Raw genomic sequence first — 20,601 nt, 5'->3', positions numbered from 1 at the left:
CGTTCGAATTGGCCGGCCGGAGAAGACGGTTGAAAAGGGATGCCAGCGGGCCCGTGACCTGTCAAAAATCGCCGAGATGAAACGTCAGATCTCCGTCATCGGCCTCGGCTATGTCGGCCTGCCCGTCGCCGCCGGCTTTGGCCGCATCGGCTATCAGGTGCTCGGCTTCGACATCGATCCGCGCCGTATCTCCGAACTCTCCAATGGCCACGACCGCACGGGAGAGGTCGAGCCGGAATTGTTGAAGGCGCCGGGCCTTCGCTTCTCGTCCGATCCGAAGGATCTTGCGGCCGCCGACTTCTATATCGTGACGGTTCCGACCCCGATCGACGCCAGCAAGCAGCCCGACCTCGGCCCCCTGAAGCGCGCGTCCGAGACCATCGGCCGGACGCTCAAGCGCGGCGACATCGTGGTCTATGAATCGACCGTCTATCCCGGCGTAACGGAAGACATCTGCATCCCGGTTCTCGAGAAGGCGTCGGGGCTCAGGTGGAAGGTGGACTTCAACGTCGGCTATTCGCCGGAGCGAATCAATCCCGGCGACAAGGAGCGCCGGTTCGACAGCATTCTGAAGATCGTGTCCGCCGACACGCCGGAGACACTCGATATCGTCGACGCCACCTATCGCGCCGTGGTGAAGGCCGGTACGCACCGCGCCGAATCGATCAAGGTCGCGGAGTTCGCCAAGGTGCTGGAGAATACCCAGCGCGACATCAACATCGCGCTGATCAACGAAGTCGCGCTCATCTCGGACCGGCTGGGAATCGACACGCGCGACGTTCTCGATGCCGCCGGCACCAAATGGAACTTCCTGCCCTTCAAGCCCGGCCTCGTGGGCGGGCATTGCATCGGCGTCGATCCGTTCTACATCGCCCACAAGGCCGAGGAAGTGGGCTATCACCCGCACGTCATCCACTCGGGCCGGCGGGTCAACGACAGCATGGGCCTGCATGTCGCGAACCGGGTGGTTCGGAGCGTCATGCGGCACGCCGGAAACGGCCGTCCCGTCGTCACGGTGCTGGGCGTTACCTTCAAGGAGAACGTGCCCGATATTCGCAACACGCGCGTCGTCGACATCGTGCGCGAGCTGCAGGATTTCGGGATCACCGTGCAGCTGCACGACCCGATGGCCGACGGCGACCTGTTGCGCGAGGAGTACGATCTCGCGCTGACGCCGCTCGACAAGCTCCAGCCCGCCGATGCCGTGGTGCTGGCCGTCGCTCACAAACCGTATCGGGCGGGCGGCTGGTCTCTCGTGAAGCCTCTGCTGAAATCGGGACCGGGCGGCTTCGTCGCTGACGTCACGGGACTGCTCGACCGCTCGGCCACGCCCGCAGGCGTTACGCTCTGGCGTCTCTGATCGCTTTTCCGTCGGCCGCGAAGCGCTGCAAATCGCCCTGATCCAAAAGAAACGCCCCTCCCTTGCGGGAGGGGCGACTGCACCGGCGCGCGATGTGCGCCGTCAGGACTTCTTCGAGGCCAGCTTGAGCGCCGGACGATTGGCGGCGCTGGCCGCCGCCATGTCCGCGCCCGAGCCGTAGTAGCCGCGGTAGCGCGAGTAGTAGTCGCCGTGGTCGCCGTAGCCGTAGCGGGCATGCTTGGCCAGGTTCACCCGGTTGATGACGACACCGACATGATTGGTGACGTTCAACAGCGCGGAGATCGCCGTCTTGACGACTTCACGCGGGGTCTTCGCCCACTGCACGATGAACACCGTGTAGTCGGCCAGGCGCGAGATGATGCGCGCGTCGGAGACGGCCATGACGGGCGGGCCGTCGAGGATCACCAGGTCGTAGCGCTCCGCGAAGACGCCGAGAGCGGCCTTCATGGCATGCGACTCGAGGATTTCCGGCGCGTTGGGCGTGTTCGGACGGGCGCAGATATAGTCGACGCCCGAGAGGTCGTGACGGCGGGTGCAATCCTCCAGCGTCTTGATGCCCATCAGGTACTCGTCGATCGTGCCGCCGCGATCCTTGAGGCCGAGCGCCGCCGACAGGCGCGCCTGACGCAGGTCGAGATCGACGATCAGCACGCGACGCGAGGCGTTCATCTTCGTGAGCAACCCGCCGAGAGCGGCCACGAAGGTGGTCTTGCCTTCGCTCGGTGTCGACGAGGTGATGGCGATAATTCGCGGCGGCCGGTCGAGGCTGCCGAGACTGATCGCCGTGAACACGGCTCGAATCGACTCCGCCGCGGGCGACGTCGTGTTCTCCAGCACGTGGGCGACCACGTTGGAACGCGTGGTCGCCGGTCCCTTGACCTCCGGAACCATGCCGAGCACGCCCACGCCGGTGGCCTCCTCGACCTGGGAGGCCGAGCGGAACACACGGTCGAGCTTTTCGGCGGCCACCGCGCCGGCCATGCCGAGCAGCGAGCCGATGATGAAAGCCGCCATCAGGCCGGTCTTGTAGTTGGGCGAGGACGGCCCACCCGACGGATGGGCATAGGCGAGGATGCGGGCATCCGCGCGCTGGATGTCCTGTTGCTCGCGCAGTTCCTTGAAGCGGGTCAGGAACCCTTCGTACAGGGTGCGGTTGGACTGCGCCTCCCGCTCCAGCTGCTTCAGTTCCGCCTCGTACTGGCTGGCGGTACCCGAAACGACCGACGCCTTGTCGACCAGTTCCTTGAGCTCGTCTTCCTCGGATTTCGCCGCGTCGAGTTCAGCGCGAACCGCCAGCGTGATGCGCTGCGTCTCGGTGATGAAGCGAGCCCGGATCGAGGCCAACTCGTTGCGGACCTGCTGGATCTTCGGGTGATTCTCGCCGAGCTGGGAGGAGAGTTCGGCGCTCTTGCGGGTCAGTTCGACGTCCTGGATGCGAAGCGCGGACAGCGTCGTGTTACCCGAGACCTCCGGAATGTTGGCAAGTTCGCCCGGATTGAGGCTCGCCTTGCTGAGCGCGATCAGGCGACCTTCACGCTCGATCCGGCGCCCCTTGGCGGCCGTGTAGCGGCCGTTCAGATCCGACAGCGTCTGGGTCGAGACGGCCCCCTCGGGGCTGCCCGCCAGGCCCTTGTCGCGGCGATAGGCGGCGACCGCCTCTTCCGCGACCTGCAGGTTGCGGCGCAGTTCGGCGAGACGCTGCTCCAGCCACTCGGTGGCGCGGCGGTTGGCCTCGTTCTTGGTCTCGATCTGGTCTGCGAGATAGGCTTCGGCGAGCGCATTGGCGATGCGCGCCGACATCGTACCGTCGGGGCTCTCGACCGTGATGAGGATGACGAAGGTACGGCCGAGCAGCGTGACGCTGAGACGGCCGGCAACCGCGCCGATCGCGGCACGACGGCGCGGGTCGCTGTCTTCGGCGGGGCGGCCGGTGCGTGCCGGAGCCGGTGCGGCATTCGCCTGTTGTGGCTTCGGCGGCGGCGCCAGCAACGTCGAGATGCCGGTGCTCCACAGGTCACGCAGCGGCTGCAGCGCGTTGTCGATGAAGCCCGGCGGCTTGGTGCCGTTGAATTCGGGATTGTTGGCCAGGCCGAGCTTGTCGACGACACGGCCGATCAGGAACTCGGACTGGATGACCTCCAGTTCGCTCTGGATGGCACCCATGTTGAGCGTGTCGACACCCGACAGTGCCGCCTCGGTGCTGACCACCTTGAACGTCCGCGTATCGAGCATGATGCGCGACGAGGCTTTGTACAGCGGCGTGGCCTGCGCGATCATCAGCGCCATCAGCGCCGTCGCGATGAGGCCGCACCCCAGGATCAAGGCCTTGCGGCGATTGAGCAGGCGCAGCCACTCCCACAGTTCGTTCGGCGATTCCATCGGACGAACGGGCGCGAGCACTGCGGCATCAGGCGCAGGCACGACACGATTCTGGTTGGGCTCATCCACCATGTGGTCCGCCCTCGGTAACGATCCCATCCCACAACACTCCGCGAAAAAGATAACTCGCGACGACACCCATTCGAGTTTCGCACCAAGCCAGCCCGCTACCGGACCTGCCGCGGCACGTCACCCCACCCGATGGGCGATCCCACATCGCCCATCCCCAAGAACTCTTACGTCAGAACGCCTTACTCAGACCTTAGAGCTAGAACCAACGCTCCGGCACGCGGATGATGTCGCCCGGCCCCACCGGTGAATCCTCCGTTACCGTCTCTTCCTGCCCCTGCTGCGCATTGAAGCGCTGAATAGTGATACGCGTCTTGGACGCGCGACGCGTGTATCCGCCGGCAATCGCAATCGCCTGCAGGACGTTGATCCCCGAAACGTAGGGGAACGAACCCGGCCGGCCAATCTCGCCCACGATGTAGAACGGGCGGCGCGAAACGAGATCGACGCTGATGCGCGGATTGCGCAGATAGCCCCCCGAACGATAACGGTCGGCCAGCATCGCCTCGATCTCCGGCATCGACATGCCCAGCACGACGACCCGGCCAGCCATGCGCGGCGAGATCATGCCCGTCGAGTCGACTTCGTACTCGCCCGACAATTCGGTGTCGGACAGGACCACGACCCGCAGCCGGTCGCCCGGCGCGACGCGATACTCGCCAAGCCTCAGGTTCTGGGTGCCCTGGGACGGCTGCTGGATAGTCATCGTCGAAGCGGGCGGCTGCGGATCGCAGGCACCGACGGTCAGCGCGATCGCCACCAGAAGCGGCCCGAGGCAACGGGAGAGGAAAGGACGCAAGTTCACCAGATCACCGTTTTGCAACAAGCCTAAGAGAGAGCACTTCCCGGGTGTACGACGGGCCGCCGGATGCCACGTCGGTCGACCAGCCGGTCGTATGTTCGTAAAGCGGGCCGAGTTGTATCTGCGGTCGCAGTGCATACAGCAAACCCAGTGACGCGCGCCAGTAGTAATCCGTGCGGGGTCCCGCACCCGACCCGGGCGCCGGTGTGAAATCAGCAATATTGATGCCAGTGCCGCCGACCATCTGCCAAGCGTCGTGGATATCGTAGGTGAAATCGACGCCGATGGCGGTCGAAACGTAGTTCGTATAGTTGCTGTAGGCCGATTCGTTGATCGTCCGGATCAAGGCCGGGCGGATCGTCAGGGGCTCGTAGCCGTTCCAGCTTCCCGAAAGGCCGAATGTGAAGGCCGGAGTGGTCGTGCCGTCGGCTATGTAGGTCTGCGTGGAGTAGCCAATGAAGCCTTCGAGGATGCTCTTCGTCGTCAACTTGACGGTGGCCCCCAGATTGACGTTCCAGCCGGTCGAATCGCGCTGCTGGCCGAAGGCATTGACGTACTGGTCGTAGATACGCTGGTTGAGGCCGGGAGCCACCCAGACGTCGATCCCGTCCATGACCTCGTAACCCAGGCGCACACGCTCGTCATACTCGAAGCGGTTGCGGCTGGCCGCAGGCAGTCCTCCGGCGCTCACGATGCTGTTGTCGATGTAGTTGTATCGGGTCGCCGAAGCCCTGAAATCATAGAAAAAGCGGTTGAAACGCTGATACAGGCCAACCTCGACTGGAATCGAATCGACCACGGTGGGCGAACTCGCCACCAGCGCATTCGGCGTGCCGAGCGCCTCGGTCTGGCGCCGCACAGCGACCATGCCGGTGGCGTAGAAATCCTGCTGGATATCGAGGCGGCCGTCGATCTGGAGGTTGCCGTTCCAGTAATTCTGCGTGCTGGCATTGGTATAAATGCCGAAACCCGCTCCGGCCACGACCCGGATCGAATGATTGAGCCAGTCGGACTTCAACTCCACCACCGGCCGGATCAGGGTGTAGGGAGAGCCGACCGTTGGCGCCGACGTCGCGAAGACATTGCTGTCGAACCCGGCCTGCACCTCGATGGACGGATAGAGCGTGAAGGCGCCCACCGCGATCCCGACCTCGCCAGGGGCATTCACGGCGCCCGTAACGGAAACCGGAACGTCGGGGATATCGATTACCGGAACCTGCTCGAGCAGAATCTGGGCAGCCGGAGACGACGTCTCGGTCTGGGCCTGCGCCGCCGACGTCGCACAGGCGAGCAACACCCAGCCAAGAACAGGCGACCAGGTCAGCTGCGATCGATTCGCACTAATAGACATGGGTTCCGACGGCCATCCCGGCAGTGGTCCTAGTGTCGGCTGGAAGAAGCTTCCACGCAGACGCTTTGGCGCACTAACTCGGGCTCTGCTGCTGCGACGGCGGCGTGTCATAGATCGGAGGAAGAGACCCAGATGGCACCACGATCGGTGGGCCGGGCGGCTGCGGATTGTTGATCGGCGTGAAGATCGGCGGCGACCCCGGGGGCTGTCCCGGAGGCTGTCCTGGCGGCGATCCCGGAGGCGAGCCGGGCGGGGAAAGGCTATTGATCAGGGAGACGAGCGTCGGCGCCGACGTTCCGTCAGGCCCCGCCAGCATCTGCGCGATGAGCTGCTGCATCGTCGGCCCCCCCGTCGGACCGTAAGGCAACCCTCCGAAATTCACCGGATTGTTGTCCGGCGGCGGAATGAGGGGCGAACCCGTATTGGTCAGGCTTTCCAGCCCGCCCGGCGGACCACTGTCCGGCGCGGTGCTCTGAAGCGGAGCGGCCGGCTGCAAAGGCCCTGCGTTCTGAAGCGGGCCATTGGTCTGCAACGGCCCCGCGCTCTGGAGTGGCCCGGCGCTCTGCAGCGGACCGGCGCTCTGGAGCGGGCCAGCACTCTGGAGTGGGCCCGCGCCCTGCAGCGGACCGGCATTCTGGAGGGGACCGCCACCCTGCTGTGGGCCTTGTTGAGCCTGCTGTGGATCGCTTGCGGGGCCGCCCGGCACGCCGCCGTTAGGGCCAGCTGGACCCGCGCCCTGCATTGGACCGGCACCCTGCACAGGGCCCGTACCCTGGCTCGGACCACCACTCGACTGGGAGGGTCCCGGCGGCGCCTGGGCCACTTCAGGACCCACCTGCGCAACGGCGCCCGCGGTCCACAGTAGGACCGACACTGCCGCTAAACCCTGCGTCCGAAGTGCAATTTTGAACATTTGACCCAACCCGATCATGAGCCCGAGACGGCAACACGATCAATTTTTGGAAGCACCACCCACTTGGCCCTCCCCGAGAAACACGGTTCGGTCCCATCCAAGTCGGTAAACAAAATAGCGAATCGCGTGCAGAAAGCCAAGTCCCGCTCCTCCGCTACACCGACACGTGAAGGCCCAGAAGCGCAGGACACGGGCATCAACCGCCCTTCCCGATGCAATTGTTCGCCGACGCTTGAGGCGATTTGAGGGCATAAATTGCACTATATCGGCAAGGTCAGGACGTGCCGGCCCGGCATCTATCGGCCATTTCCTCCAGCGCCGCCGCAAATCCGTCGGCGTCGCCGCACGGCACCCGCCAGTAACCTGCGGGCGCAGGCGCCGCGAGCAAATCGACGTCTGACGCGGCACTCCCCACGAAAAGAACTGGTTTGCCCGATTCGATGCATGCGTAAATTTTGGACGGCATCACATAGCCCACGAAAGCATCCCGCAGGGTGACGAGGTGAGCGACCGGTGCGCGGAGCAGGCCCGACAATCGCTCTAGGGGGACCGGCGAGGATCGATGGAACGGAAGGCCGGCGGCAGCGAACCGGGCGGCGAGATCTTCCGCCCCTGCCCCTGTGGCACTAAGCCACAGGTGGACCCGGCCGCTTCCGGACTTGTGATGAAGCTCGTAGCCCCGCGCCACTGTCTCGACCTCATGAGCGACGCCATAGTTGCCCGAGTAGAGCAGCACGCACTTGCCGGCCAGTTCTGCTGGCAGCGGCTCGACTTGCGTGTCGCCCGCGAACGAGACGGGCGACCCATCCCGGACCAGTGCGATGCGGTCGGCCGGAATACCGGTCTGGGTGAGGCGACGGCGTTGGTCCTCCCCGAGCACCTCGAACCCGTCGACCTTCCGGCGCCAGAAATTCGTCAGTCCAAGGAGAAAGCCCAGGGCTCGGGAGGGCCTGTCGCGCGCGGCGATGAGGCACTCGGGATGGAAATCCGTGATCCTGTAGACGAGCTTCCCGCGCCAGAGCGGTTTCAGCGGTGCCAGAAGATGAATCAGGAAGGGCGGCGACCCCGTGAACAGGATTCCGTCGGCCGCGCGCAGCGGTCCGAACGCCGCCAGGATGAGGCGGAGGTTGGTCGCGATCGTCCACAGCATGCGTCCGACGAGCGAGCCACGCGGGACCGGACGCGCATTCAGGCGGATCTCCGTCAGTTGTCCCTTGCCCCGAAGTTGCCGGATCGTCGAGCCCCGCGCGCTCGAGAGACCGACGAGTGTCACGTCGTGCCCCTGCTCCGCCAACGCCTGCGCCCGCATCAACATGTACTGACCGACCGCACCGAAATCGGGCGGCAGCCAGTCGGCGATGATGACGATTCGCTGCTCCTTCGCCGGATCGAAGGGACTCTGTTCCAGCAGTTGCATCACGCCGCCGCTCCCCGCCGGGCAGCGTCCGCAATCGACCGGTAGAGCTCCACCATGCGGTGCGCAACGGCCGGCCACCCATAGTGATCGATGACGTGGCGCTGCCCTGCCGCGCCCTGACGATGGCACAGGTCGGCATCCCCAAACATCGTCCGCAGGCCGGCCGCGATGGCGGCTGGCGTCGCCTCGACAACCATGCCGGCCTGCGTCGCGCGCACGATCTCCGACATGCCGACGTCCGGCGTCGCGAGAACCGGCACGGCCCTGCGCATCGCCTCGAAAGCGGCGATGCCGAAATTCTCCGACAGCGAGGTCATTGCAAAGAGACGCGCTCCCGCGAATAGAGCCTCCTTGTCGGCGCCGGAGACATGACGCGCGATGATCGTCACGCGATCGGCGACACCGTGGCGCGCGGCCTCCGACGCGAGATAGGCGGCGTGACCGTCGGCATCGTCGCCAGCCATGACCGCGCGCACCGCCGGCGCCTCGACGAGGGCGGCGATCACGCGGTCGAGGCCCTTCTCCCAACTCAGGCGACCGAACGAGAGGACCATCGGACCGCCAGCGAGGGCCGCAACGATGTCGGGCGACAAAGGCCTCGACGAAGGCGGTGGCGGATCGTCGACTCCGTGCGGGATCATGGCGATCGGCGGCAGGCGCCAGCCGAAGCTCGCGATATGCTGCGCCTCGATCGCCGACGTCGCATGCACGGCCGCCGAGTGCTCGAGGTTGGGCCGGTCGATCAGACGGATCCACGCTTCCTTCACCCAGCGGCTCTTGCGGCGGATCAACTCGGGCACGAGCATCCCACGCGGCGAGATCACGTAGGGTACGCCCGCACCTCGCGCGGCGCGGGCACCGGCGAGGATCGGCCACAGGAAGACCGAATGGAGATGCACGGCGTCATAGCCCGCCGTCACTTGCGACAGCGCGCGCCCCATCGGCGGCGACCAGTACAGGCGGCGCAGCACGCGGCTCGGGAAATAGGTGACCTTCACGCCTTCCACATCGACCGGCACCCCGTGAGGCACGTCGCTGTTGCCGGGACCGTCGACGCTGGTGGTGAAGACCTGCACGTCATGTCCGGCGGCGGCCAGTTCGCGGCAGAGCGCGTGGACCGACCGGATCGGGCCGCCGTATCTGGTGGCCGGCAGATAGGTCGGAACGACGTGAAGAAGGCGCAAGGCGTGTCCAGTGATTCGGCAAGGGCTTGATGTATCGGGTCGATTGATAGCATAGGTATTGCAGGAATGGGCTCCGCGATAGAATGAAGCTCCGCATCGACTTCCGGCCGTCGATCGTCGTGGCGCTGCTGGCTGCCGCCGCCCTGTTGTTCTGGCTGGCCACATGCCTGCCGGGCCTGTTCTGGATCGCTCTGCCCTTCGGGCTCTTCTACACGCTGCTTCTGGCGTTCGCGCTTTTCGCCCTGGTGCGCCTCCGGGCGATCGAGCGCTGGATGGTCTGGGATACGCCCGGCCGCCTGCTGATATTTGCGCCGCACGAGGATGACTGTGTGATCTCGGCCGGCGGTCTTGGACTTCGCAACAGCGGTCTGGGCGGCGTCACCCGCGTGATCTATCTCGCCCGCGATGAAACGCCGGCCTTGCCGGAAAGACGCGAAGCCGAAGCGCGTGCGGCCTGGAGTATCGCCGGCCTCGGCGTGGCCGACCTCCGGTTCCTCGATCTGATGCCACCGCTGGAGAGCCGCGATCCCGCGAGGCTGCGCGCGGCCGCGACGGCCCTGCGCGGCATCATCGACGAGTTCCAGCCGACCGTGATCATCATGCCGGCCTTCGAGGGCGGTCATGTCCATCACGACATGATCGCCGCGCTGATCGATCTGCTGATCGTACCGGCCGACCGGTTCGCGGTGTTCGAGGCGCCGGAATACAGCCCCTACGTCTCCTTGCTCAACACGCCGCACCGCATCCTTGCGCTCTGTGCCCGCTGGCTGTTCGGTCTGGTCGCCTATAATGGCCCGCCCGACGGCATCGACGGCCGGCCGATCCTGAAGCTGCGGATGATGCCGGCGGAACTGGCCGACAAGAAGCGCATGCTGGGGGCCTTCGTGAGCCAGAACGCGCCGTCGCTCATGGCAACCCGCAGCTATCCGGACCGGCTGATCGCGCGAACCGGCCGCCAGCGGCGTAGCCGACCCTTCGACTTCGATCGTTCCTATCTCCGCTTCGTGCTGGCGCTGCGCCGATGGCTGCCGGCCCGCCTCGTCGACAGGCTGCTGCCGGTACAACTCGGCACGATCGGCCGCATGGGCACGATCACCGATTGGGATTCCGAGTGGGGTCGGACATGAGCGGCTTCGCCTCGGACCTCACGCACGCGACCTACGAGTCGCCCGACATCGTGGCGCTCTATGCACGTCCCGACGGGCTGCAGAAGCCGGAAGAGACCTTGCTGGCACAACTGCGCCCGTCGCTCGGGTCGATGGACATGCTCGACATCGGCGTCGGCGGTGGCCGGACCACGCGGCATTTCGCGCGCCTCGCACACTCCTATCTCGGCGTCGACTATTCCGCCGCGATGATCGCGCGATGCAAGGCGGAGTTCCCGGCCTTCCGCTTCGCCGTTGCCGATGCGCGCCGGCTCGAGCTTGTCGCGGACGAGAGCTGCGACTTCGTGCTTTTCAGTTACAACGGCATCGACCATCTCGACGCGCGCGGGCGCAGGACGGCGCTTGCCGAGATGCGGCGCGTCCTGCGGCCCGGCGGGCTGATGGTCTTCTCGAGCCATAACGCTAACTACCTTCCTGCCATCGTCGACCGCTTCCGCTTCCGCGTGCACGCAAGCCTGCGCGAGACATTGCGCTCGTTCAAATGGTCGGGCGTGTTCTGGGCGAAGAACGGCCTGCTGCAATACCGCATGCCGCTGGCCGCCGGCCGGGTCCACGACGGCACGCACTCCTTCCGGTCCTCGGCGCTCTACTATGTCCGGCCCGATGTCGGTGTGGCCGAGCTGCACCGCCTCGGCATGGTCGACATCGTCTGTGCCGGCAACGAGAGCCGCGAATTCGTTCCCGGCGACGATCCCCGCCTCGCACACGATCCCAATCCCTGGATCTACTACGTGTCGCGCAAGCCGGAGCGCGCCTGACGATGGCGCTCGCCCTCGAACTCGTGACCACGGTCGATGCCTTCGAGCGGCTGCGGCCGGCGTGGAACGAACTGGTGGATCGCATGGCGTTCCCCGAGATCTTCTACCGCTGGGAATGGAGCTTCCTGTTCTTCCGCCATTGCCGACCGGGCGACGAGCTCTTCATCGTCGTGGCCCGCGAGGCGCCCGATGGTCCGATCGCGGCCATCGCCCCGCTGTGCATCCGGCGCGCGCGGTCGTTCGGGGTCGCGGTGAAGGTCGCGGAAACCATCGTCGCGGGCCTCGCCGACTACCAAAACATCCTGGTGCGGGGGGGCATCCACAGGGGGCGCGCGGTCGGCGAGATCCTGGACTTCCTGGCCGCGCATGCCGAGCGCTGGGACGTACTGGACCTGCAGCAATTCTGCAGTCGCGATCCCACCACGTTCCAACTCGTGAACGCCGCTCAGGCGCATCACGACTGGACCGTTCGTACCCACATCCTCACGCCCGTGGCGGTGCGCGACCTGCGTCCCGGCCACGCCACGGAAGATGCCGGCCGCCTTCGTCGGATACGCAGCCGCCTCGCGGCGCTACGGGTCCGCGGCTTCGACGTCCGGATCGGATGCGAAGACTTCGACGCGCACTGGCCCACGTTCCGCGCCCTTCATGTCAGCACCTGGCCTGGCAGCCCGCTCGGCCGGGACAGGGAAGGGAAATTCTTCGACGCGCTGATCGCCAGCGAGGGGATGCGCGCCCATCTGGACCTCTCGCTGGTCCTGCTCGACGGGCGAATCGCGGCCGGGCACTTTGGCTTCGTCGACGACCGCAAGGCCTATTACTACATGCCCGCGCGCGATCGTTCGTTCCGGAACGAACGGGTCGGTGCCGCGCTGCTGTTCGCGCTCGTCGAGCACCATGCGCTGTCGCGCACCTGGTTCGACTTCATGCGCACGCTCGGCCGCTACAAGAGCTGGTACACGGACACGATCGACGTGAATTTCCGCATCGTCATCCACGGCAATTCGAGCGTCCGGGCCCTTGCCTACGGTCTGTCCGACGTGACCCGCCGCTTCCTCGTCGAACTCGGCCTGCCGCGCGCCCTGCTGCGCCGTACTGGCCGCGGACGATCCTGAGAGAAGGTCAGCTCGCGCCGTAGGTATCGACCAACGCCAGGTAGGCCATGGCCTGGCTCTCCAGCGTGAACTTCTCGGCGATCATCTCGCGCGGCGCGTAGAGGCCCGCCTCGACGTCGAACCAGAATCGGTCGAACGCCGGCAGCAGGTCGCCGCTGCCCTTGAACTTCATGCCGCACCGCTCGTCCCAGTAGGGCACCGAGGTCACCGGCCCGAAACGCACGAGGTGGGGCGAGTACTTCGGGTCCTTCCACAGCCCGCCATGATCCCACGCGAGCAACGGCACGTCGGAGGCCAGCATCTGCTGCGCCGCCAATCCCTGCGTCTCGTGATGGCTGAGATAGATCATCGCCCGCGTGCGCCGGCTGAAGTCGTGCAGCCGCTCCTCGCGGTAGAAACCATAGCGAATCATCTCCACGCTGAGCCGCCGGCGCCGCAGTTCGGCGAGCATGGGCTCGACGATGGTGCGCATGTAGCGGCTGCGATGCCGGACGATCTTGTCGTAGATCAGAACGTCCACATCCTTGTTGGCACGCCGGGACGGCGACCAGCGGTCGGTATCGATGCCGGAGGGCCAGACGGTGATACTGCCCGGCCAGACCGTCGAGAACATCCTCTCCACCCACGGGCTTGGCACCAGCACGCGGCGGATCCTGCGCCGGCACAGAAGCTCCGGATCGTCACTGGGATGATTGTAGATGGAGGTGCCGAACAGGATCGGCGTCTCCTGCGGCAGCTTCGCGAGGACATGCGGCTGGCCGATGACGCAGGCCAACTCCTGCGGGTTCTCCCGGATGTGGCGATAGTCGTTGATGCGGTACGGCACGTTCAGCCGGTCGAGGCCTGCACACAGGTTGAGATAGACGCGCATCGTGCCGCCGGGCTGCTTCGGCCCGCGCAGGGCCCAGCGCGCGAGGCGGCGCGGATATCGGTCGAACGGCGCCCAACGGTCCGTATCCGGCTCCTCATAAAAGAGGTTCAGGGGCGAGCGCAGCGGCACTAGCGCCCGAGCTCCGCCAGCGCCGGCCGGTTGGCCATGATGTCGCGATAGAGAGTCGCCATGTCGTCGGCCACGTCGTCGATCGATCGCGTGCGCCGCATGTTGCCCGACAGGCGCGCGACCTCGGCGCGGTCGGTGGCGGCGACCCGGATCGCTTCGGCCCACGGCCGGGGATCGTCGAACGGCAGCAGCCAGCCGTCCACGCCATGATGGACGCGCTCGGAAATGCCGCCGAGATCGGCGCCCATCACCGGGATGCCGAGCGCCCTCGCCTCCTGCACGACGATCGGACCGGTCTCCATGTAGCGTGACGGCACGGCGAGCACGTCGATGTCCGCCAGGAACTCGGGCACCTTCTCGTGCTTGACCAGGCCCATCAACTGGATGCGCGTATCCTTCTGTGCGGCTCTCTCCATGCGCTTGGCGAAGCGTGCATCCTGGCCGATGCCGGCGATCCGCAGCTGCACCGGCAGGTCGGCCGGCAGCAACTCGAGGGCGCGCACCAGCATGTCCGCGCCCTTGTAGCGTTCGAGCCGCCCGAGGAAGCCGATCACGATCTCGCGGCGACCGGCGCCTTCCAGCGGTCGCTGCTTGCGGTCGGAGAACTCGGCGCTGGCGGACTGTCCCGACACCACGATTTTTTCCGGCGGAATGGCATTCTCGGCGAGCGCGGCCCGCACCCATTCGCTGGGCGCCACGATGCGCTCGCTGAGCGTCGCCATCGAACGAAGCTGCCGAGCCTTGGTGGCCGCCGCCGCCCTTGCCGACAGCAACGTCGCGGCTCTCTGCGAAACGCGCGAAATCACGCTGTCGCTGACATCCCAGCGCGGCAGCCGCGACAGGAGATAGGCGGCCGGCGCGGGCAAGCCGCGGTCGAGGGCCCAGCACTCCGCGCACCGCCGGTCGTCGATCAGTCCGTCGCAGGGCTTCTCGTCGTTGAGCAGCATCGTGCCGCGCATGCAGATCGGCGACGGCACATGCATCGTCACGACGCTGGGAATGTCCATGCGCGCAACCTGCCGGAGGTGCCGCAGCCCCGCGCCGCTGGTCCACGAATGGAGGTGGAACAGGTCGGGCCTCGCCGACTCCACCAGCTCCTGGAACATTGTCCGGCGCTTGCGCACGCTCCTGTCGCGAACCTTCTGGATTTCCGGCGCATCGATGGGATAGCGCACCACCTCGACGCCGTTCCACGTGTAGCGGTCGTAGGCACCGTCCGTTGCAGCGATGATGGTGTTGTCGATGGCGTGGGCCGACAGGGCCGTCACCAGGTCGCGTACATAGACCTCGGTGCCGCCGGTCGAATCGGGAAAGTAGAAGCCGACGCAATGCACGACGCGCAGGCGCCTGCCCGGTCTTCCTCCCGCAGAGGCAGCCGGCAGCGTCATTGCGGCAGGGACCGGAGGCGTAACAGACGTTCGGTCATGGCAAAGCCCAGCAGCCTGTAGGCCAGGGCCAGCGCGGGTCGCACGGGCGGCACGAACTGCGGATCGAGCCGGTAGATCCAGTCCACGACCTCCGCCGCTTCGCGCGGATAGGCCTTGGCAAAGGATCGCACGTTGGGCCACAGCGTGCGGATGGCCGCCTGCTTGCGGCGCGGGGTCAACTCACCGCGCTGTTCGAGCAGGCCCAGCACCTTCCGGTAGATCGCGATGTGCGTCCAGTAGCCGAGATCGCGCTTGAAGCCCGCGGTGTACTGCAGCCGCTCGCCGCCATGGCGGCGGTGCACGAAGGCCGGCTGGCGATAGACCGCGAGCCGCGGCTGGCGCATCGCGACCTCGAGGATGAACAGCCGGTCGTCGCGCAGCGCGAAGTCCTGCCGGTGCGGGATGCCGCGGATCAACTCGCGGCGGAACAGGAAGGCGGAATAGTGCGACGCCCAACCCTCGCCGAGTTGCTGGGCGATGAAGTCATCGCAATCGCTCCAGGCGTTGACGTGCCGTTCACCGCTCTCCTCGTCGTAATCCTCGTAGCCCGCGACGACGAGATCCGCCCCCGTCTCCCGCGCGAGTGCGAGCTGGTCGGCGTTGGCGTCCTCGCAGAGCCAGTCGTCGGAATCGAGGAAGCGCACATACTCGCCCCTTGCGGCGGCGAGTGCGGTCTCGACCGCCCAGTCCTTGCCCCAGTTGTCGGTCCGGATCGCCACGATGTCCTGCTGGGCCTGCAGCCAGTCCCAAGTGCCGTCGGTGCTGCCATCGTCGATGACCACGATCTCGACGTTGCCGCCGGCCGACCGGCACGACTCCACGGCCTGTGGGAGGGCCCACAGCCGGTTGAAGGTCGGAATTACGACGGAGATGTCGCTCACGCCCTCACCTTAGCCGACTCCCGGCGGCAAGGGCATCGGCGGCTTCGAGCACTCCGTCCGCCGCGCGCGCGGGCGAATAGATCTCCATGCGCTCGGCCAATGCCCGCCGCGTCAGGCTGGGATCGAGGGCGAGAACCGAGGCGATGGACGTGGCCAGTGCCGGCACGTCGCCGAGCGGCGCCACCGCGCCGGTCGCGCCGGGCAGGATCAGGTCGGGGCCGCAGCCGACGGCATCGGACACCACGGCGGGCACGCCGCAAGCCATCGCCTCGTTGACCACCAGACCCCACGTCTCGGTGGCGATCGACGGCAGGACGATCACGTCGGACGAGGCATAGACGCCCGGCAGCTGACTCTGGTTCACGAAGCCCAGAAACTTCGCATCGACACCGGCGGTCCGGGCCGCCTCTTCCATCCGGCCCTGGAGCTCGCCTGCGCCCGCGATCACGAGGTCGACGGGTTGACCTTCGGAAACCAGCCGAACAACCGCCTGCACCACGTCCATCGGACGTTTGCTGTCGACCAGCCGCCCGACGAACAGCACGCGTCGCCGGCTCCCGCTCGGCCCCCGTCCGCCCTCGCCCCGCGCCGCGGCGCTCGCTCGGCCGAAGGCGTCGTTATCCACGCAGTGCGGCGAGAAGAACAGTCGCTTTGCCGCTACGCCGTAGTGTTCGAGGTATTCGCGATTACGCTGGCCAACATAAAGGCAGGCGTCGAACTGCTTCAGCATGTGGGGAAAGACCACGCCTTTGACCCTGCCGACCGCACCGCCGCGCTGGCCGGCGAGTTGGGAATCTCCGCGGACCATGACCGGTACGTGAGCGCGCCGGCAGGCCCGCACCGCCTGCCAATAGGAGCGCAGCGACCAGCCCGGCACCACAAAGGCGTCGAAGCGGCCTGCCGAAATCTCCTCGGCGATCTCCGGCGTGTTGCAGCCGGCGAAGGTCTGCGTCGAAGGCACGCGCGCCACGTTCTTGAGGAACCGACTCTCGTAGCCCGACAGGAGATCGACGTCCCAGTCGAAGGCGACGCCGTAGCCTGCCTTTCCCTGCCCGGCCGCGTCCTGCCTGTGCGCGAAGAAGACGGTGAGATCGCAGCGCCGCGCGAGTTCGCGGAAGATCGGCGCGTAATACTGGATCGGGTGGCTGACCAGGAAGCCGATGCGCCCCTTCATGCGTGCGGACCTGCCGCGCAGGCGCGATCCAGCGCCTCGGCGAACAGGCGCGTCGACTCCCGCGCCGAATAGCTCTCGAAAACGCTGCGATCCACCGATGCCGCATCGTAGGCCGGATGCTCGATGAACGCCTGCAGCGACGCAGCCACCGTCCCGGCTGACGGCAGATCGCCTTCCACCAGGGTGAGGACCTCGCCGACATGCGCCGAGCGGATCATCCCGACCGCCGTGCTGTCGCGATGGAGCAGCGCAAAGACCGGCCGTTGCGACAGCATCGCCTGGAAGACCTTCGACGGTGTGTAGTGGGGCTCGGTCGAGCCCAGCACCAGCACCGCGCTGCCGTGCATCAGGTGATTGAGCGTATCGACGTAGCCGATGCGATGCGGATGCTCGTCGACCATATCCGCGACGCCCGCAGCCTGGGCCCGCGGCAGTACGCGATGGCCGTTCGGATCGTCGGGCGAACTGCCGGTACCGACGAAATGGACGCGCAGCCGTGACGCCACCTGCGGCGCGCGCTCTCGCAGCGTGTGCAAGCCGGCGAGGAAGGCATCGAGCACCACGAAGCCCGCCGGCAGCAAAGCACCCGCGTAGATCATGTGGAAGTTGCCATCCTTCGGATCGAACAGGAACGGCGCACGGCCAAGACCGCGCACCAATGCGTAGTCCTCCGGCGCCGTGCCCATCGGCATGTAGGCCAGCACCGACTTCGCCGCGACCTCGGGATTGCGCTCCAGCATGCCGGCCACGTAGCCCGGTGCCATGCCGGTGATCAGCGCGGCATCGCGGACCGACCAGGGTTCCAGCATCTCGGCGAGCTTGTTCGAGGCCCAGGCGCGACTGAGGGGCTTCTCGTTGCCGGTCCAGCGATTGACCCAGGGATCCTGGTAGTCGATGCCGAACGGCAGGCCGTGACGCAGATGTACGAGCCTGCCGACCGGCGCCAGGAAGTTCGACGGGATCGTCACCATCACGAAGTCGATCTCGCGCGTCTTCGCCATCTTCGCAAGCGCGCGGTAGCATCCCCAGAACGACCTGATGCCGATGTCGCCGACCAGGCGCACCGGCCGCGTCGACAGGGTTCTCGCATGGACGACCTTGAGCCCCGGTGCGACGAGGCGCTCGAGATCGGGATCGGGCCGCTCTTCGTATTCGGCCGGATCGCCCGTAACGACGACGGGCTCCCAACCGAACTCCGGAAGATAGCGTGACCAAAGGCGGGCCCGCTGCGCGCCCACGAGATTGCTCGGCGGAAAGTGTCCGCTGACCAGGGCAACCCTTCGTGTCATGACTGCGCCAGACGCGCCCGCACCTTGGTGTAGAGCTCGATGTAACGCGCGACCACGGCGTCCGCGGAAAAATGTTCGACCGCACGGCGGCGGCATTCGGCACGATCCAGCGGCCCCACGCGCTCCACCGCCTCGCAGCCCTCCTCGATCGACTTGATCAGGAAGCCATCGACGCCGGGGCGCACGATCTCGGGCAGCGCGCCACGCGGGCAGGAAATCACGGGGGCGCCGCAGGCCAGCGACTCTGCGAACACGATGCCGAACGGCTCGTCCCACTGGATCGGCACCAGCATGGCCCGTGCCTGCCCCAGCAGTGCGTTCTTCTGAACGTCATCGACCGGGCCGACATATTCGACTCCGCCCTTGCCGATCTCCGGCGCGATCTTCTCGCGCCAGAACCGGCCCTCAGGATCGTCCCGGTCGGAATGATTGCCGGCGATGATGAGCTTGCGGCCAGTGCGGCGCGCGATCTCAATCGCCCAGTGGGCGCCCTTGATCTCCTCGACCCGGCTGAGGAACACCAGCGGCGCGTCGTCGGGCACGGACGCCGCACCGAGCGTCAGCCCCTCGGTGTCGGCAAAGTTCGGGATGCCATGCCATTCGCCGCCCGCCGGCCGGCCGCGACGCGCGATGTACTCGCTGCAGCCGGTGAAGGTGATGCGTCCCGGCGCGGCCAGCCGGACGGCCATGCCGACGGTGCGATGCGTCGGCTCGCGCTGGAACGACATGATGAGTGGAATGCGGCCGCGCAGGTGCGGCAGCAGGTAGGCGATGCGCGAGAAGCTGTGCACCACGTCGGGCCTGAAACTCCGCACCGCCCGCGACAGGGCGAGCGTGTTGCGCACGGTGTCCGATCGAGAGAGCGAACTCAGCCCCGGCCAGGGAAAAAATGCGTCGCTGGGGCATTCCGATCCCGGCCGCGCCACCAGCCCGACCGTGTGCCCGGCCGCGCGAAGCCGGCGGACCAGCACGTCGACGATGCGTTCGATGCCGCCATAGAGGCGCGGCGGGACCTCGATCTCGGGATCGGCGGTGAGCAGTAGGCGCATCAGCGTGCCGTCTCCCGCCGCGCGAAGGCGGCGGCCACCGATTGCAGCAGCACGTCCTGCTCCCTGTCCCAGTTGTAGCGCTCGCGCCCCAGGCGCCACGCCGTCTCCGCAGACTCGGCGAGGATCGGCGGCGACGCAAGCGTATCGAGCGTCCGGGCCAGTCCCGCCGGATCGGACAGCGAGCAGAGCCGGGCCGCGCGCCAGAGATCGGCAGCGAGAAGCTTCTGCGCCGGCGTGTCACTCATGATCACCGGCAACCCGGCCAGCAGGTAGGTGAAGATCTTGTTGGTGAGGCAGATCCGGCGGTTCTCGCTGACGTCGGTCTCCAGCGACAGGCCGATATCGTAGTCGGCGGCCAGCCGCACCATCTCGCCCGGCGGCGCCATTGGCAGCAGTTTCACGCGGTCGCCGATGCCGAGCGACGCCGCCAGCGCCAGCAGCGCATCGCCATGGCCCCAGCGATTGCTGCCCCTTATGTCGAGCGTCACAGGTGCGGTGGTCTGCGCCATCGCCTGGATGAAGGCCTGCAGGCCACGATCCGGCCCGATCGTCTGCGAGAACCAGTAGGCGCGCAGCGCCGTCCCCTCCCCTCGTATCTTCGGCACGGCGGGCGCCATCGACAGGGGAAAGACGTTCAGGACCGTAACCGGCTCGGCGATCCCGTAGCGCGACGCATAGGCCTTGCCGATGAGCGGCGCCGCGGCCGTGAGGTGGGTGCAAGAAGGCAGGATCGCGCCCTCGACGATCCCGATCATGCGCATGCGAAAGGCATCGTCGGCGCTGCCCGTGCCCTCGCCGGAATGGAAATCCTCGGCATCGAATCCCAGCAGCGCGCCATGCCGGCGAGCGGCCTCGGCGGCGGCCGGCAGCGCTGCAACATAGTGCGCGATATAGAGATCGGCCTTCACTTCGCGCGTCCGGCGCAGGAGCGCCGAGACGGGCGTGCGGGCGCTGCGCGCGGCGATACCGACCGGCACCCTCGATCCGACGGCCAAAAGACCCTTCGCCAGCGCCGTGGCGGCACGCGCGGTCACGCCCTCGTCGGCCAAGCGCGGCACGCGGATCACCTTCCAGGGCGCCGCTGCTTCGATCTCGTCGTCGGCCTCACGCAGCGCAGCGTTGTAATTGCAGACGATGGCGGTGACGTCGTAGCCCGCGCCATGCAGGGCGTCCGCTTCCTTGAGCACCCGCGGGTTGGAGGCGAGATTGCCGGGACTGACGATGCAGACCGCGCGTTGCATGGCGG

The 20,601-nt window shown here is 66.8% G+C and carries 16 protein-coding genes; 4 read left to right on the top strand and 12 right to left on the bottom strand.

The window, feature by feature from the left end:
* Positions 1-76 precede the first annotated feature (76 nt).
* Complete coding sequence (locus KQ910_RS16850) at positions 77-1,360, top strand: nucleotide sugar dehydrogenase (protein WP_216962688.1); 1,284 nt, start codon at positions 77-79, stop codon at positions 1,358-1,360.
* Between the two features lie 102 nt (positions 1,361-1,462).
* On the opposite strand, the gene KQ910_RS27250 is transcribed toward KQ910_RS16850, so the two are convergent.
* The 5 genes from KQ910_RS27250 to KQ910_RS16825 all read right to left on the bottom strand — a co-directional run bounded on the left by KQ910_RS27250 (position 1,463) and on the right by KQ910_RS16825 (position 9,496).
* Positions 1,463-3,781, bottom strand: coding sequence for a GumC family protein (locus tag KQ910_RS27250; protein ID WP_216962685.1), 2,319 nt, complete (start codon positions 3,779-3,781; stop codon positions 1,463-1,465).
* Between the two features lie 247 nt (positions 3,782-4,028).
* Positions 4,029-4,634: a polysaccharide biosynthesis/export family protein gene (locus KQ910_RS16840; protein WP_216962682.1), complete on the bottom strand. Its 606-nt coding sequence runs from the start codon at positions 4,632-4,634 to the stop codon at positions 4,029-4,031.
* A 4-nt stretch (positions 4,635-4,638) separates the two neighbouring features.
* Positions 4,639-5,982, bottom strand: a complete 1,344-nt coding sequence (locus KQ910_RS16835; RefSeq protein ID WP_216962679.1) for an outer membrane beta-barrel protein — start codon at positions 5,980-5,982, stop codon at positions 4,639-4,641.
* 1,187 nt (positions 5,983-7,169) lie between these two features.
* Positions 7,170-8,315 (bottom strand): glycosyltransferase, encoded by a 1,146-nt coding sequence (locus tag KQ910_RS16830; RefSeq protein ID WP_216962677.1) that lies wholly within the window; start codon positions 8,313-8,315, stop codon positions 7,170-7,172.
* Positions 8,312-9,496, bottom strand: a complete 1,185-nt coding sequence (locus KQ910_RS16825; protein ID WP_216962674.1) for a glycosyltransferase — start codon at positions 9,494-9,496, stop codon at positions 8,312-8,314. The genes KQ910_RS16830 and KQ910_RS16825 overlap by 4 nt, the downstream gene beginning before the upstream one ends.
* Positions 9,497-9,579: 83 nt before the next feature.
* On the opposite strand from KQ910_RS16825, the gene KQ910_RS16820 reads away from it, so the two are divergent.
* From KQ910_RS16820 to KQ910_RS16810, 3 genes are read left to right on the top strand one after another with little or no spacing between them, the layout of a single operon-like run.
* Positions 9,580-10,623, top strand: coding sequence for a PIG-L family deacetylase (locus KQ910_RS16820; RefSeq protein WP_216962671.1), 1,044 nt, complete (start codon positions 9,580-9,582; stop codon positions 10,621-10,623).
* Positions 10,620-11,420: a class I SAM-dependent methyltransferase gene (locus KQ910_RS16815; protein WP_216962668.1), complete on the top strand. Its 801-nt coding sequence runs from the start codon at positions 10,620-10,622 to the stop codon at positions 11,418-11,420. The genes KQ910_RS16820 and KQ910_RS16815 overlap by 4 nt, the downstream gene beginning before the upstream one ends.
* A gap of 2 nt (positions 11,421-11,422) precedes the next feature.
* Entirely contained in the window at positions 11,423-12,535 is a 1,113-nt protein-coding gene (locus KQ910_RS16810) for a GNAT family N-acetyltransferase (protein ID WP_216962665.1), read from the top strand.
* A 7-nt stretch (positions 12,536-12,542) separates the two neighbouring features.
* Here the strand turns inward: KQ910_RS16810 and KQ910_RS16805 are convergent, their stop codons facing one another.
* The 7 genes from KQ910_RS16805 to KQ910_RS16775 are packed head-to-tail and all read right to left on the bottom strand — an operon-like array spanning position 12,543 to position 20,596.
* Positions 12,543-13,535, bottom strand: a complete 993-nt coding sequence (locus KQ910_RS16805) for a glycosyltransferase family protein (RefSeq protein ID WP_216962662.1) — start codon at positions 13,533-13,535, stop codon at positions 12,543-12,545.
* Entirely contained in the window at positions 13,535-14,923 is a 1,389-nt protein-coding gene (locus tag KQ910_RS16800) for a glycosyltransferase (RefSeq protein WP_216962659.1), read from the bottom strand. Before KQ910_RS16800 ends, KQ910_RS16805 begins: the two co-directional genes overlap by 1 nt.
* Positions 14,920-15,843, bottom strand: coding sequence for a glycosyltransferase family 2 protein (locus KQ910_RS16795; protein ID WP_216962656.1), 924 nt, complete (start codon positions 15,841-15,843; stop codon positions 14,920-14,922). Before KQ910_RS16795 ends, KQ910_RS16800 begins: the two co-directional genes overlap by 4 nt.
* 4 nt (positions 15,844-15,847) lie before the next feature.
* Entirely contained in the window at positions 15,848-17,017 is a 1,170-nt protein-coding gene (locus KQ910_RS16790; RefSeq protein WP_216962653.1) for a glycosyltransferase family 4 protein, read from the bottom strand.
* Entirely contained in the window at positions 17,014-18,306 is a 1,293-nt protein-coding gene (locus KQ910_RS16785) for a glycosyltransferase family protein (protein ID WP_216962650.1), read from the bottom strand. Before KQ910_RS16785 ends, KQ910_RS16790 begins: the two co-directional genes overlap by 4 nt.
* Positions 18,303-19,355 carry a glycosyltransferase gene (locus KQ910_RS16780; protein WP_216962647.1) on the bottom strand — a complete coding sequence of 351 codons (1,053 nt, stop codon included), beginning with the start codon at positions 19,353-19,355 and terminating at the stop codon, positions 18,303-18,305. The genes KQ910_RS16785 and KQ910_RS16780 overlap by 4 nt, the downstream gene beginning before the upstream one ends.
* Positions 19,355-20,596 (bottom strand): glycosyltransferase family protein, encoded by a 1,242-nt coding sequence (locus KQ910_RS16775; protein ID WP_216962644.1) that lies wholly within the window; start codon positions 20,594-20,596, stop codon positions 19,355-19,357. The genes KQ910_RS16780 and KQ910_RS16775 overlap by 1 nt, the downstream gene beginning before the upstream one ends.
* Between the last annotated feature and the right edge of the window lie 5 nt (positions 20,597-20,601).

It is taken from the genome of Reyranella humidisoli, assembly GCF_019039055.1.
Taxonomy (GTDB): domain Bacteria; phylum Pseudomonadota; class Alphaproteobacteria; order Reyranellales; family Reyranellaceae; genus Reyranella; species Reyranella humidisoli.
Note: the sequence above shows the minus strand (reverse complement) of the source record. Positions and strands in the feature narration are given on the sequence as shown.

Bases quoted from the DNA above. Each gene is read 5' to 3' on its own strand.
- KQ910_RS16820 (WP_216962671.1), top strand. From the start codon at position 9,580: ATGAAGCTCCGCATCGACTTCCGGCCGTCGATCGTCGTGGCGCTGCTG.
- KQ910_RS16810 (WP_216962665.1), top strand. From the start codon at position 11,423: ATGGCGCTCGCCCTCGAACTCGTGACCACGGTCGATGCCTTCGAGCGG.
- KQ910_RS16815 (WP_216962668.1), top strand. From the start codon at position 10,620: ATGAGCGGCTTCGCCTCGGACCTCACGCACGCGACCTACGAGTCGCCC.
- KQ910_RS16835 (WP_216962679.1), bottom strand. From the start codon at position 5,982: ATGTCTATTAGTGCGAATCGATCGCAGCTGACCTGGTCGCCTGTTCTT.
- KQ910_RS16780 (WP_216962647.1), bottom strand. From the start codon at position 19,355: ATGCGCCTACTGCTCACCGCCGATCCCGAGATCGAGGTCCCGCCGCGC.
- KQ910_RS16775 (WP_216962644.1), bottom strand. From the start codon at position 20,596: ATGCAACGCGCGGTCTGCATCGTCAGTCCCGGCAATCTCGCCTCCAAC.
- KQ910_RS16800 (WP_216962659.1), bottom strand. From the start codon at position 14,923: ATGACGCTGCCGGCTGCCTCTGCGGGAGGAAGACCGGGCAGGCGCCTG.
- KQ910_RS16790 (WP_216962653.1), bottom strand. From the start codon at position 17,017: ATGAAGGGGCGCATCGGCTTCCTGGTCAGCCACCCGATCCAGTATTAC.
- KQ910_RS16850 (WP_216962688.1), top strand. From the start codon at position 77: ATGAAACGTCAGATCTCCGTCATCGGCCTCGGCTATGTCGGCCTGCCC.
- KQ910_RS16785 (WP_216962650.1), bottom strand. From the start codon at position 18,306: ATGACACGAAGGGTTGCCCTGGTCAGCGGACACTTTCCGCCGAGCAAT.